This window comes from Rufibacter sp. LB8 (genome assembly GCF_014876185.1).
Classification (GTDB): Bacteria; Bacteroidota; Bacteroidia; order Cytophagales; family Hymenobacteraceae; genus Nibribacter.
The window spans coordinates 4,078,213-4,091,708 of record NZ_JADALJ010000001.1 but is presented as its reverse complement, the minus strand read 5'-3'; the positions used below and the strand labels follow the sequence as shown (position 1 = coordinate 4,091,708).

9 protein-coding genes are annotated in these 13,496 nt (G+C 52.8%); 6 read left to right on the top strand and 3 right to left on the bottom strand.

Annotation, left to right across the window (positions count from 1 at the left end; genetic code table 11):
• The first annotated feature begins 196 nt into the window (after positions 1 to 196).
• The 4 genes from IMY23_RS16925 to IMY23_RS16910 all read left to right on the top strand — a co-directional run bounded on the left by IMY23_RS16925 (position 197) and on the right by IMY23_RS16910 (position 4,241).
• Complete coding sequence (locus IMY23_RS16925) at positions 197 to 2,437, top strand: heavy metal translocating P-type ATPase (protein ID WP_192823217.1); 2,241 nt, start codon at positions 197 to 199, stop codon at positions 2,435 to 2,437.
• 139 nt (positions 2,438 to 2,576) lie between these two features.
• A complete protein-coding gene (locus IMY23_RS16920) occupies positions 2,577 to 2,789 on the top strand; it encodes a heavy-metal-associated domain-containing protein (RefSeq protein ID WP_192823216.1) in 213 nt (70 codons plus the stop codon).
• Positions 2,790 to 3,014: 225 nt separating this feature from the next.
• Complete coding sequence (locus IMY23_RS16915; RefSeq protein WP_192823215.1) at positions 3,015 to 3,560, top strand: hypothetical protein; 546 nt, start codon at positions 3,015 to 3,017, stop codon at positions 3,558 to 3,560.
• A gap of 21 nt (positions 3,561 to 3,581) precedes the next feature.
• Positions 3,582 to 4,241, top strand: coding sequence for a hypothetical protein (locus tag IMY23_RS16910; RefSeq protein ID WP_192823214.1), 660 nt, complete (start codon positions 3,582 to 3,584; stop codon positions 4,239 to 4,241).
• A gap of 56 nt (positions 4,242 to 4,297) precedes the next feature.
• Here the strand turns inward: IMY23_RS16910 and IMY23_RS16905 are convergent, their stop codons facing one another.
• Both IMY23_RS16905 and IMY23_RS16900 read right to left on the bottom strand, forming a co-directional pair.
• Positions 4,298 to 6,952 (bottom strand): cation-translocating P-type ATPase, encoded by a 2,655-nt coding sequence (locus IMY23_RS16905; protein WP_192823213.1) that lies wholly within the window; start codon positions 6,950 to 6,952, stop codon positions 4,298 to 4,300.
• Positions 6,953 to 7,083: 131 nt separating this feature from the next.
• Complete coding sequence (locus tag IMY23_RS16900) at positions 7,084 to 7,371, bottom strand: YciI family protein (protein ID WP_192823212.1); 288 nt, start codon at positions 7,369 to 7,371, stop codon at positions 7,084 to 7,086.
• Positions 7,372 to 7,577: 206 nt separating this feature from the next.
• Here IMY23_RS16900 and IMY23_RS16895 point away from each other — a divergent pair, with 206 nt between their 5' ends.
• Complete coding sequence (locus IMY23_RS16895; RefSeq protein ID WP_225986536.1) at positions 7,578 to 9,362, top strand: hypothetical protein; 1,785 nt, start codon at positions 7,578 to 7,580, stop codon at positions 9,360 to 9,362.
• Between the two features lie 246 nt (positions 9,363 to 9,608).
• On the opposite strand, the gene IMY23_RS16890 is transcribed toward IMY23_RS16895, so the two are convergent.
• The gene (locus IMY23_RS16890; protein WP_192823211.1) at positions 9,609 to 10,583 is read right to left on the bottom strand and encodes a manganese catalase family protein; all 975 of its coding nucleotides are present in this window, start codon (positions 10,581 to 10,583) and stop codon (positions 9,609 to 9,611) included.
• Between the two features lie 612 nt (positions 10,584 to 11,195).
• Here IMY23_RS16890 and IMY23_RS16885 point away from each other — a divergent pair.
• Complete coding sequence (locus IMY23_RS16885; RefSeq protein ID WP_192823210.1) at positions 11,196 to 13,448, top strand: radical SAM protein; 2,253 nt, start codon at positions 11,196 to 11,198, stop codon at positions 13,446 to 13,448.
• The last annotated feature ends 48 nt before the right edge of the window (positions 13,449 to 13,496 follow it).

The following is a 13,496-nucleotide window of genomic DNA, read 5'->3' as shown; positions in this document are numbered from 1 at the left end:
CCCCTCCTCGGAGGGGCAGGGGTGGGTTTCTTTGAGTAAGCAAAACCCGTTTTTGACCTGTTTTTGCCGAAACACGCCTAAAACAGCCCATCCTTAAAATTATGTAACTCCTTCCGCAAAAGCTGTAACGCCATCGGCCTGGGGTCACCGTACCTTTGTGGTAGAAATTGAAAATAAACCTTAAGCCTGACCTATTATGGCTACCCAGACCAAAGAAAAATCCCCAATAAAAAATAGCTTCCCGGTAGACGGCATGTCTTGCGCGGCCTGCGCCGTGAGCGTGGAGTCGCTGCTGCAGGCCCAGCCCGGTGTGCAGAGCGCGGCCGTGAACTTCGCCAATAAATCTGTACAGGTGGAATACGCCCCGGGTACCGACCTCACCCAACTGCAGAAAGCGGTGCAGAGCGGCGGTTATGACCTGTTCATTCAGCAGGAAGAAGCCACGCAAGAAGCCCAGGACGCCCGCGAACACGAAGCCTACGCCCAGATAAAAGCCAAAACCATTTGGGCCGTTTTGCTGTCGGTGCCCGTGGCGGTGATTGGTATGTTCTTCCACGGCATGCCCTACGGCAACTGGACTATGCTGGCGTTCACGGTGCCGGTGGTGTTCTGGTTCGGGCGCAATTTTTACGTAACCGCGTTCAAGCAGGCTCGCCACGGCAAGGCCAACATGGACACGTTGGTGGCCCTGAGCACCGGCATCGCGTTTCTGTTCAGCGCCTTCAATACGTTCTACCCAGAGTTTTTCCTGAGCCGAGGGCTGGAGCCGCACGTCTATTACGAGGCCGCCACCGTCATCATCGCCTTTATTCTTTTAGGAAAACTGCTGGAGGAACGCGCCAAATCTCGCACATCCGGGGCCATTAAAAAACTGATGGGCCTGCAACCCAAATCTGTGAAAGCGCTCCGCAACGGCCAGGAAATGGAACTGCCCATTGAACAGGTATTAGTGGGAGATATTCTGATTATTCGCCCCGGCGAGAAAATTCCGGTGGATGGGCGCGTGGTCAGCGGTACTTCATATTTAGACGAAAGTATGATCAGCGGCGAGCCGATGGCCGTGGAGAAAAACACCGGCGACCAGGTCTTCACGGGCACCATCAACCAGAAAGGCAGTCTGCAGATTGCCGCCGAGAAAGTGGGCTCCGAGACGCTTTTGGCCCAGATTATCAAGATGGTGCAACTGGCGCAGGGCTCCAAAGCGCCCGTGCAGAAACTGACGGATAAAATTGCCGGCATCTTCGTGCCCGTGGTCATGGGCATTGCGCTTCTGAGTTTTGCGGCCTGGTATTTTCTGGGCGGCGACAACAGCACCACGCACGCGCTGCTAGCCTTGATTACCGTCTTAATTATTGCTTGTCCGTGTGCGTTGGGTCTGGCCACACCTACGGCCATTATGGTAGGCGTGGGCCGAGGCGCCGAAAACGGCATCTTAATCAAGGACGCTGAATCTCTGGAAACTTCCCACAAACTCACCGCCGTGGTGCTGGACAAAACCGGCACCATCACCAAAGGCAAACCCGAAGTCACCGAATTGATTTGGACGTCGCCCGATGAACAGAGAAAGGAACTGGCGCAAGTGTTGCTTGCCATGGAAAACCAAAGCGAGCACCCGTTGGCCGAAGCCGTTTCTACGTATCTGACATCTGAAGGCGTAAAAGCCACCACGCTGGAGCAGTTTGAAAGCGTGACCGGACGCGGCGTACAGGCCATGCACCAAGGCCAGAAATTCTGGTTGGGCAACGAGCAGCTGATGCACGAGAACAATCTCCAGTTTGGCCCTGATTTGGAAAAAACAGCCCGAAAACTCAAATCCGAAGCCAAAACCGTCATCTTCGCCGGAACGCAGGGGCAGGTGGTCGCGCTGATGGCCATTGCCGATGCCATCAAGGAAACATCGGCGCAAGCCATTAAAGACCTGCAAAACCTGGGCCTCCAAGTCTACATGCTCACCGGCGACAACGCGCAAACGGCCTCGGCGGTGGCGCAGCAGGTGGGTTTGCAGCATTTTAAAGCCGAGGTGATGCCCCAGGACAAAGCCGATTTTATTCAGGAATTACAGGCTCAGGGCCACGTGGTGGGCATGGTAGGCGATGGCATCAACGATTCCCAGGCCCTGGCCCTCGCAGACGTGGGCATCGCCATGGGCCGCGGCACCGACATCGCCATGGATGTGGCCAAAGTGACGCTGATGCATTCCGATTTACGCGCCATCGGCAAAGCCATTAAACTGAGCAAAGCCACCGTGCGCACCATTCACCAGAACTTGTTTTGGGCGTTCATTTACAACCTGATCGGGATACCGGTGGCGGCTGGTCTGCTCTACCCTATCTGGGGTTTCCTGCTGGATCCTATGCTGGCGGGCGCGGCCATGGCGTTGAGTTCGGTATCGGTGGTGATGAACAGTTTGCGGCTTCGTTCGTTAAAACTTGATTGATTGTTGATGGCTGATTGTTTTTAAATCTTGCGTTTTCGGCCTCGTTTCTGAAAATGGAGCCGAAAACAGCCAAGGAAAAACTAATTCCTAATTCCTAATTCCTAATTCCTAATTCCTAATTCCTAATTCCTAATTAAAAATGGAGACGTTAAAATTCAAAACCAACATAAAATGCGGCGGCTGCATTGCCGCTGTAACGCCAACCTTAGACGCCACCCAAGGCATTGACAACTGGGCGGTAGACACCGAAAACCCCGAGAAAATCCTGACCGTGCAGGGCGATATCTCCGCAGAGAAAGTGGTGGAGGCCGTGACCAAAGCAGGCTACGTAGCTACGACGGTGCAGGAGTAAGTTACTCAGCAATAAAAAAGGCCACTTTACCAAAAGCGGCCTTTTTTATTGCACGCCATGCGCAGTTGATTTAGAGGCTATGATTTCCTGTTTTTGCCTGCGTTTGGGAAATGGAGCCCGAAAACAGGAATACACCCATGGCTGTTGGGCATTGCCGGGGCTTTGTGCTTTCTTTGCCAATAATTGCCCTTGCTTCATCGTTTCCCAACAAACCCCTTTCTGCGCATGGTGAGATTTTTACTGGTCGTTTCGCTGCTTTCTATACTGTTTTGGGGCTCTAGTCAGGCGCAGACGCCAGACAGTGTGGTCACTACCCAGGAGAGTTCCCACAGATACCTGCTTCTGTCCAGCACCAGTTCTGTCAAGCGTTTCCGGTTGTATGCCGGTGAGCAGATTACATTCCAGCTGGCCGACGGCAAAATCCGGTACTCCGGCGTAATCCAGGGCATCAGAAAAAACTCGTTTTATTTCCAGAACACAGAGATTCCGCTGGCCAAGGTCACATCTATTAAACTGCGCAACCACACAGGCCTCAGAAAGACCTCTAACTTCCTGGGCTATGCCTTGCAGTCGGCGGGAAGTCTGTTTGTGTTGGTGGGTGCGGTGAACGTGGTTACCAACCTCAAAGACAAGGAAGACCGCAAAGAAGGCTTTATCACCATGGGCGCCTCGGCGGTTGGTTTTGGGGTGGGCTACGGTTTCCGGAAACTGGCGAGCCACACGTTTAAAATTGGCGACAAGTGGCAGTTGAAGGTAGTGGAGATGTATTGAGACGTATTTGTTTTGTAAAAAATGGACTTAGAAGATTTTTTAAAGGAAAATAAAGACCAAGGGGAGTACAAAGAGGATTTGGTCTCTGCAATATGGCAAACCGAAGAAGCTGCCTTAAAAAAAATCAATCTATCCTTACAGCTAATTAGTCTAGAACCTACTTATGCTGCTTTATCAAGATTGTGGATTGAATATGGTTCCACTCAAAAGCCGATTAAGGAATACAACGAACGTATCTTCTCTTTTTATTTAACAAACTTATCCGTTCCAACAAGTGATTCAGAGCATGAATTTGCCTTTGAAAGCTCATTGTACTTTCACATTCTAGAGGAGCCTAAACTCAACAGGGAAGCGTGGCAATACTTTCTGTCTCAAAATCCCAGTGAACACTTCATCCGGACTCTGCTGGCAAATTCAGGACCGGTGCCTTATAATTTGAAGCATCAATTACACCAGAAACTTTTACCAGACAAAACTTTTCACCGTGCCATTTACATTAGTATCAGGCACAGCTGTTTTGACCTTTGCGGAAAGGTTAACAAAGTGCTTGCCTGGAAGACTTTGAACAAATTAGACCTAGCAGACCATTTAGAAGAATTAGACAACCAACGAGGCTTCAGGAAATATAAGGATGTGGTGGCTTATCTGCTAAATCAAATAGACAAGCTTTCTACGCCCTAAAGTTATTCCCCGTTTCCGGGCTCATTTCCTAAAATGAGCCCGAAAACGGAAAAGCCCTACTCCTTCCCTACCCTATTCCCGCTCGCCCAGGGCGTCAGTTTCCAGACTTCCATAAATGTCACGGACAGCACTGCCAGACCAGCGGCCCATTTCCACTCCTCAAACCCAAATTCTGCGGGGATGGAGAAAATGCCGCGCACGCCGGGCAGCACCGTGAGGCCATACAACCCGAAGCACAGCAAAACCGCACCCAGCACGTATTTGTTCTCAAAGAAGCCCGCGCCAAAAACCGTCTGCGTGTTAGACCGCGCCGCGAAGGTTTGCAGCGTACGCGCCAGAATAAGCGTGGTAAAGGCCATGGCTACGCTCATCTCCGGCGAGTGCTGCAGCCCCAGCCATTGCGAAAAAATCACGGCCACCCCAATCAAAAGCCCGCGCATAATCACCGATTTCATGGTGCCACCGGCAAAAATGCCCTCGTTAATGTCACGGGGTTTGCGGCGCATCACATTAGGTTCAGCTTTCTCTACACCCAAAGCAATGGCGGGCAAGGAGTCATTTAGCAGGTTGATGAACAGCAGCTGAATGGGCGTGAACGGGTTTATCCAGTCCAGCGCCAGCGCGAAGAGAATGGCGATGATGGCCCCCAAATTCCCGGCAAAAAGGTAGGCGATGGCTTTCTTGATGTTGTCAAACACGGTGCGGCCCACGGCCACGGCACTCACAATAGAGACAAAATTATCATCGGTCAAAATCATCGCCGAGGCATCTTTGGCCACATCGGTGCCGCTGCCCATGGCAATGCCAATGTCGGCTTGTTTGAGGGCGGGGGCATCGTTCACGCCATCGCCGGTCATGGCGGTTATTTTACCTTTTTTTTGCCAGGCGCGCACAATCCTGATTTTATTTTCCGGCGACACGCGGGCGTACACGGCAATGTCTTCCAGTTGGCGGTCCAGTTCCTCGTCAGAAAGACGGTCCAGCTCCTGGCCGGTCACGGCAATGTCGTTGCCGTCCATCAAACCAATCTGTTTACCAATGGCGCGGGCGGTGGTTTTGTGGTCGCCGGTAATCATGACGGTGCGTATGCCCGCTTTCTTGGCGTCTTCAATGGCCCCGTACACGGCTTCGCGCGGCGGGTCAATCATGGCAATCAAGCCAATCAGCACCAAATCATGCTCGTCTTCAAAATTGACCTGCGTGCCGTTAGCCAGCGGTTTGTAGGCGAAGGCCAGCACGCGCAGCGCCCGGTCAGAGAATTCCTCGTTCTGGTCCTGCACTTGCTCGCGCAGTTCTGGGGTGAATTCTTTTTCCTCGCCGTCAATGAAAATGCGGGTACACCGTGAAATCACCACGTCCGGGCCTCCTTTGGTCATTAAGAACGGTTGTCCGTCAATGGTGTGCACGGTAGACATAAGCTTGCGGGCTGAGTCAAAGGGCAATTCGGCTTCACGGGGCCACTTTTTCTTGAGCTCCCGCACCGATTGATTTTTCAGGTTGCTGAAGGCCACCAGGGCCACCTCGGTGGGGTCGCCTACTTCGGCGCCGTCTTCGTTGATTTGGGAGTCATTGCAAAGCACGGCTACTTGCATGAGCCGCCGCTCGGCTTCGCCCCATTTCTCGGGGTTATCGGGGAGTTCTTCATCGGGCCGGCCCGGCACAAAATAATCTACTACCGTCATTTTGTTCTGGGTGAGCGTGCCCGTTTTATCGGTGCAAATCACGCTGGTGGAGCCCAGGGTTTCTACCGCCGGAAGCTTTCTGATAATGGCGTGGCGCTTGGCCATTTTGTTGGTGCCCACCGCCAAGACGATGGTGACGATGGAAGAAAGCGCCTCTGGAATAGCCGCCACCGCCACCGCCACGGCAAACATAAAGGCTTTGAGCAACGCGTTGGTCATGTCCTGGCCTTTGGGCTCCAGCCACACGCGCAGCGCTTCCACGCCAAAAATGACCACGCAAAGCGCCAGAATCACCCAACCCAGTTTCTTGCTGAAATCTGCCAGTTTGCGCTGCAAAGGCGTTTGTTTGGCTTGCGCCGATGCCAAAAGCCCGGCAATCTTCCCAATCTCGGTTTTCTCAGCAGTACCCGTGACCACAAACCTGCCGCGGCCATACACCACCAGCGCACCGCTGTAGACCATGTTCTTGCGGTCGCCCAGCGGGGCCTCGTCTGAGATGGGTTCAATGTGTTTCTCCACGGCTTCTGACTCGCCGGTGAGCATACCTTCGTCCACTTTCAGGGAACCGCTTTCCAGAATCCGGCCATCGGCGGAGACGAAATCACCGGCCTCCAGCACCACCACATCGCCGGGCACCAGCTCGCGGGCGGCCATGGTCTGGGTCACACCGTCGCGCATGACCTTGGCCGACGGCGCCGACATTTTGCGGAGGGCATCCAGGGCACCTTCGGCCTTTTTGGTCTGCACCACGCTCACAATGGCGTTGAGCACCAGCACCGCGAAGATGATGGCGGCCTCCACCACCTCGCCCAGCACCAACTGCACGCCGGCGGCTAGCAACAGCACAATCACCATGGGGTCTTTGAAGGTCTCCAGCAGCAGCTTGAACACCGAGTCGCGCTCGGCTTCCTGCAGTTCATTGTAGCCGTGCGTCTGGAGCCGCGCCTGCGCCTCCTGGCTGGTGAGTCCCTCTGGGGTGGACGTCAGGTCCTGTAACACATCTGGTATGGGCCGCTGGAAATGCTGCATGAGTAGGTAAGTGGGTTGAATCTGTTTTCTGCTTCTACGGATAAAACGAAATCTTTTCCATTTGTTTTGAACCTGAAGCAGTAAGACTTTTGTTTTCGGCCTGTTTTTCTAAAAACAGGCCGAAAACAGCTTTAGGATAGAAAACCTTTGAAGCCTTCTTCGACGCGGGAAGCCACAAACTCAATAATGCGTAAGTCCACCAGATTCTGGGACACGAAGGGGTCAGATTGCATGAGTTCTTCCAGTTCGGCTTTGCCGGAGGCTTGGCTGAAAATAAGGCCGCCGTCACGTGGAACCTTGCGCCCCGAGGCCACGAAATGTCCGCTGGCGTAGCCTTTCTCCACAAACGCCAGGTGCTCGGCCATGAACGGTTCTAATTCTGTGAAAGGGACTTTGTAGGTGAGTTCTATCAGAAACATGGCGCAAAAGTTGGTGCGGGTAAAGCTACGGGTTCTTTCCGTTTTGGGGCCCATTTCTGGAAATGAGGCCGAAAACAGACTCAACACTTGCGGTTTCCCGCCCACGCTTTGAATTCTATACAAGTCTTACCGAATGGTGTTAAACTCTGACCGCCGCTAGCCGTTTTCTTTGTAGCAGTAAATTATTATTCATAATTCAAGCTTATATGAAACGAATCTTCTCACTACTTATAGCCCTTTCGCTTGGTTTTGGAGCCGCGAAGGCGCAGCACGAACACCACACACCACCGCCCGCCAAGAAAGAAACCAAAAAGGTAGTGGCCCCGGCCCCAAAGAAGAAAACCGTGGCCCCAACGCCCGCCGCCAAGCCAAAAGCCAAGCCGTCTAAATTGCAGCCCATCAAAGACAAACCGGCCCCGCCTCCGGCGAAGGTCAACCAAAAATCTAAACCATCGGCTGCGCCGAAAACCCAGACGGCTCCTAAAACGAAGACCACGGCGCAAGACCACTCGCAGCATGTAATGCCCGCTGATTCGGTGACCCACCAGGAACCTAAAATAATGCCTGCTGACAGCGTGAAAAAAGTCCAACCTTCCGGCCACGAAGGCCACGTTATGCCCCAGGACACGGCTAAAAAACACCAGCACCACCCTGGCATGAACATGAACCACGACGGTGCTATGGCAGACACCACCGCTCCGCATTCAGCTATGAACCACAGCATGGAAATGGGCGGCATGAGCCACGCGTTTTCGCGAAACCTGCCCATGAATAGAAACGGTTCTGGCTCCTCTTGGCACCCAGACGCCACCCCCATGTACGGCTATATGAAACACGCTGGGCCTTGGATGCTTATGTTCCACGGGCAACTCTGGCTCCGCTATAACCGGCAAGATATTTTTGACAAAGGCTCGCGTGGGGCTTCGCAGTTAGACGCGCCCAACTGGTTTATGGGCATGGCGCAGCGCGAGGTAGGCAAACGCGGTTTGCTGCGCCTGAGTGTGATGATGAGTTTAGATGACCTCACCATGGGCGACCGCGGATATCCTTTACTTTTCCAGAGCGGCGAGACCTACGGCGGCGGAAAAAGACTGGTAGACCGCCAGCACCCGCATGATTTGTTTTCAGAGATTAGCATCGGTTACACCCACATGGTCAATGAAGACGTGGATGTGTACGGCTTTGTGGGCTACCCCGCCGAGCCGGTGATTGGTCCGCCCGTGTTCATGCACCGCATCTCGGCGTTCAACAACCCCGAGTCGCCGTTGGGGCACCATTGGCAGGACGCCACGCACATCACGTTTGGGGTGGCTACGCTGGGTTTCCGGTACAAAGATTTCAAAATAGAAGGCTCCAATTTCATTGGCCGCGAGCCCGACGAGAACCGATATGACTTTGACAACCCCCGTTTTGACTCGTACGCCGCACGATTGTCATACAACCCCACCGAGAACTGGGCCCTGCAAGTCTCCAGAGGCTGGCTCAAAAGCCCCGAGCCGCTGGAGCCCGACGAAAATGTGGTGAGAACCACGGCTTCGGCGTTGTATAGCCGCGCTCTGGCCGGGGGCGAGGGACGGTTTTTCACCTCGGCGCTGATTTGGGGCTACAACGGCGGCGGCCACCACCAGGAGCATTCGGCCATTGCCGAAGCCAATTTACAAATGAACAAAACCGCGGTCTACAGCCGCTACGAGTACGTGCAGAAAACGCCCGGCGAACTGGATTTATCGGACCAATTTGACCACCACGAAATTTTTGACGTGCACGCCATTACCCTGGGCACTAGTCAGCGCGTAGCCAACTTTGCGAACACGTATTTGACGCTGGGCGTGCAGGCTACCGTTTTTGCACCAGATAAATTATTGAAGCCGTTATATGGCAAGACGCCGGTTTCCGGGGAAATCTATTTACGGCTGAACCCTGGCTTGATGATGAGTGGCGGAAACTCCAAGAAAACCACTGCCGGCAACGGCATGCAGTACCAGCATTAATTTCCGTTTTCGGGCTCGTTTTCAGAAATGAAGCCAAAAACGGAAAAGATGATGCAGTCCTCACAGGTTTTAGAAACCTGTGAGGACTTTTTTTGTGGCGCACCTAGATGCTTGCCGTTTTATAAATGATAATAGGCTTGGGAATTTATTCGGCTTCTTCATTTCCTACTCTAAGGAACAAACAAAAAATCGGCTGCCAGATTTAACACCTGACAGCCGATTTTCACCTTATTTATTGTAAAGAATCTAAGACTTACTGCTGTCTTTTCCTTTCTTCTCACCGTCTTCTGTAGCGCCGTAGCTGCTCCATTGGGCAACGCCTTTCGGCTCAGCGGTGGTGATTTCAGCGCTTTTAACTTTGCTGAGTTCTTTGTTCAGTTTCTCAGTAAGCTTCATTTCCTTTTCAATGGCTTTGTCGCGCTCCTGCAAACCTTGGGTTTCTTTTACGTGGGCCAGTGGCTCTTCAATGTAATCCCAGCTTTTAGGGCTGATCGGCATTTCGCCTTCGTTCCACGGGCCGCGGGCACTGTCGGGTTGAGATAGGTTGAAGTATTGGTTCGTGAAACGCGGGTCGGCCTGCAACACGCCCGGCGGATAGTTGGGTTCAATGGTAGACAAGGCCGCCTGGAACATCTCAAAGTGCGCCACCTCGCGGGTCATCAAAAATGACAGCGTTTCTTTCACATACGGGTCATCGGTGAACTGCATCAGGTATTCATACACCAGTTTGGCGCGTGACTCAGACGCAATGTTGGAGCGCAAATCTACCGTTAAATCACCGTTGGAATGGATATAAGAAGCACACCACGGAACGCCCTGGCTGTTGGTCAACCTGGGGCCGCCACCGCTCAGCACCCCAAACTGCGGGTTGGACATGGCTTGGTGGATGATGTTCTCCTTGGCCGCTTTTCCGTCTAGCACGCCCATGATTTCAGATTGGTCAGCGGCGTCTTTCAACTCGCCGTTCACGCCTTTCAGAAGCATTTGGATGGTGGCGCCCACAATCTCCAGGTGACTGAACTCCTCCGTGGCGATGTCCATTAGCAGGTCATACTTGTCTGGGAAAGGCTGCTTCGCGGCAAATGCCTGACTGAAATACTGCATGGCTGCCGCCAATTCGCCGTTCTCGCCGCCAAACTGCTCTAGCAGCAATGTGGCGAAGCGTGGGTCTGGCTTAGAAACCCGGGCATTAAACTGAAGGTCTTTAACGTGATGGAACATGTTGGTAGCTTTAGGGGGATTAAACTTAAGCGCTTTTAAATCATTCTAAACTAGAGGTATGAAAGCGTTTGTATTGATGATTTAAAACGACTTCTACTGACCTTTGTTCCCGTTTAAATACTGTAATTCCTGTTAACGCAGTAGAATCTCCTTCCCTATAACTAAAGGTTTTTTACTCAATTTCAAGAACTTATCTTCCCGCTATTTATTCTCCCAATGCCGCCAGACCTGCCGTTTTCTAAAAAAATTCCAATCAACTTCCTTAAGTCTTTCAGTTCTTAGGAAAGAGCCGCTTGCGTTTTTGGCTTCGTTTCCAGAAATGAAGGCGAAAACAGGAAAGATGGGCTAGACCTATCTGGTTGCAGAAACCTGTGAGGTCATTCTAATATTTCAGCGGTTCCTGACAGAGACACTCGTAGGAGCTGCGCACGCTACGAGGTCTTATGATCAAGCGCTATCCAGAGGAAAAACAGATGAAAATTCCATTTCAAAGGAGGAGAACTCAAAGCAGCGCCCCACTGTTTCTATTTTGCGTGCGTCTACTTTCCGTTTTTGGCTTCATTTCCGGAAACGAGCCCGAAAACGCTTATCCTAAACAAAGACGCTGGACGCATGATTCAGCACTGTTTGTCGTATCTTTGCCCAAACTTCTTTCCTTTGACTGCTTCGCCCAAAATCCTGCTGATCACGCCGCCGCTTACGCAGCTCAACACGCCTTACCCCGCTACGGCCTATATCAAAGGCTTTCTGCGCGGGCGCGGGTTTGACGTAACGCAGGCAGATTTCGGGTTGGAATTGGTGTTGCGTTTGTTCTCCAGACGCGGTTTAAGTCAGGTTTTTCAGGCTATTCTGGATGGCACCTATGAACTGTCAGACAACAGCCAACGCATGGTACGGCTGCGGAAGTCGTATCTGGACACTATTGAGCCAGTCATTAAGTTTTTGCAGGGAAAAGACAGCACCTTGGCCCATCCCATCGCCATGGGCTCCTTTCTGCCGGAGGCGAGTAGATTCCTGCAATTGGCAGATTTGGAGGAAGCCTTCGGGACGATGGGAATCTCTGACAAAGCCCGCCATTTGGCCACGCTGTACTTAGAAGACCTCGCTGATTTAATCAAAGAAACCGTCTGCCCGCACTTCGGCTTTAGTCGCTACGCCGATAAATTGGCCATGAGCGCCACTTCCTTTGACCCACTGGAAAACGAGCTGCAAACCCCGCCCAACCTAGTAGACCAACTGCTGTTGGATATTTTGGACGAGCGCATGCAGGAAGTTGGGCCCGATGTAGTGGGTTTCTCGGTTCCGTTCCCCGGCAACCTGTACGGCGCGTTACGATTGGCGCAGTTGATTAAACAGAAATACCCGTTGGTGAAAACGCTGATGGGCGGCGGCTACCCAAATACAGAACTCCGGAGTCTGCGCGAGCCCCGCATTTTCAAGTACATCGATTTTATCACTTTGGATGACGGCGAAGGCCCGTGGCTCAAGCTGCTGGAATACTTCCAGGGCCAGCGTCACGTGGAACAATTGCAGCGCACCTTCCTGCTGCAGAACGGCGAAGTCCAGTACATCAACGGCGCCACCGACCCAGATATTCCGCACATAGAAGTAGGCACCCCTGATTATTCTGATCTGAAAATCCACGAGTACCTGAGCGTGGTGGAAGTGCTCAACCCCATGCACCGCCTCTGGTCTGACGGCCGCTGGAACAAACTGACTATTGCGCACGGCTGCTACTGGAAACGCTGCTCCTTCTGTGACATCACGCTAGACTATATTTCGCGCTACGAAACGGCTCCGGCAGCCTTGCTGGTAGACCGCATTGAGCAGATTATCGGGCAGACTGGCCAGACCGGTTTCCATTTTGTGGATGAAGCCGCGCCGCCGCTGGCCCTGCGTGATTTAGCCATTGAATTGCTTCGCCGCGGCGTGAAAATAACCTGGTGGGGAAACATTCGGTTTGAAAAAACCTTCTCCGCTGACCTGTGCCGCCTGCTGGCTGAAAGTGGTTGCATTGCTGTGTCTGGTGGATTGGAAGTGGCCTCAGACAGATTATTGGCGAAGATGGAGAAAGGCGTGAGCATTGCGCAGGTGGCCAGAGTGACCCGAGATTTCACCGCCGCCGGCATTATGGTACACGCGTATCTGATGTACGGTTTCCCTACGCAAACCGCGCAAGAGACCATTGACTCCTTGGAAGTGGTGCGGCAGTTGTTTGCCCAGAACGTGATTCAGAGTGGTTACTGGCACCGCTTCTCCATGACCGCGCACAGCCCCGTCGGCAAGAACCCTGAGAAATACGGCGTGGTGAAAGTTGGCCCCGAGCCCGGCTTGTTCGCCGATAATGACCTTTGGCACGAAGACCCGCAGGGCGCTGATCATGAACTTTACGGCGCAGGTTTGGCAAAAGCGCTGTACAATTACATGCACGGCATCGGGTTGGAGGAACCGCTTTCCTTCTGGTTTGATTTCAAGGTGCCGCGTGTTTCGCTTCCCAAGAACATGATTGCCCAGGCGGTAGAAGCCATTGGTAAACCAGATTCCGAGAAGCTGAATCTGCGCGTGCTGTGGTTGGGAAATGCCCCGGAGCTATCGGTGGAAATGAAAACGAAGAAAGGCCGCACGTTTCACAATGCCCTGCTCACCTTCACCGAAAAAACCGAGGAATACGAAATCAAAACCTCGCCCGAAATTGGCCAATGGTTGCACACCTGGCTCAAACGGTTGTCAGAAGATTACGGCACCAAGTTTCTCTTGAAAGACCTAGCCGCAGATTACCCCGAAGACCAGCAATTCACCTTCCAGGAATTCCTGATTACCGATACCTGGCTGGAGTTAAGGGAACGAGGGCTGTTGGTGGTATAACGATGTTGGCACAGACGCTCGCAGGTCTTGCAGACGCTACGAGGTCTT

Coding starts and splice junctions, on each gene's coding strand:
- IMY23_RS16885 (WP_192823210.1), top strand. CDS start 11,196: ATGATTCAGCACTGTTTGTCGTATCTTTGCCCAAACTTCTTTCCTTTG.
- IMY23_RS16920 (WP_192823216.1), top strand. CDS start 2,577: ATGGAGACGTTAAAATTCAAAACCAACATAAAATGCGGCGGCTGCATT.
- IMY23_RS16910 (WP_192823214.1), top strand. CDS start 3,582: ATGGACTTAGAAGATTTTTTAAAGGAAAATAAAGACCAAGGGGAGTAC.
- IMY23_RS16925 (WP_192823217.1), top strand. CDS start 197: ATGGCTACCCAGACCAAAGAAAAATCCCCAATAAAAAATAGCTTCCCG.
- IMY23_RS16915 (WP_192823215.1), top strand. CDS start 3,015: ATGGTGAGATTTTTACTGGTCGTTTCGCTGCTTTCTATACTGTTTTGG.
- IMY23_RS16900 (WP_192823212.1), bottom strand. CDS start 7,371: ATGTTTCTGATAGAACTCACCTACAAAGTCCCTTTCACAGAATTAGAA.
- IMY23_RS16905 (WP_192823213.1), bottom strand. CDS start 6,952: ATGCAGCATTTCCAGCGGCCCATACCAGATGTGTTACAGGACCTGACG.
- IMY23_RS16895 (WP_225986536.1), top strand. CDS start 7,578: ATGAAACGAATCTTCTCACTACTTATAGCCCTTTCGCTTGGTTTTGGA.
- IMY23_RS16890 (WP_192823211.1), bottom strand. CDS start 10,583: ATGTTCCATCACGTTAAAGACCTTCAGTTTAATGCCCGGGTTTCTAAG.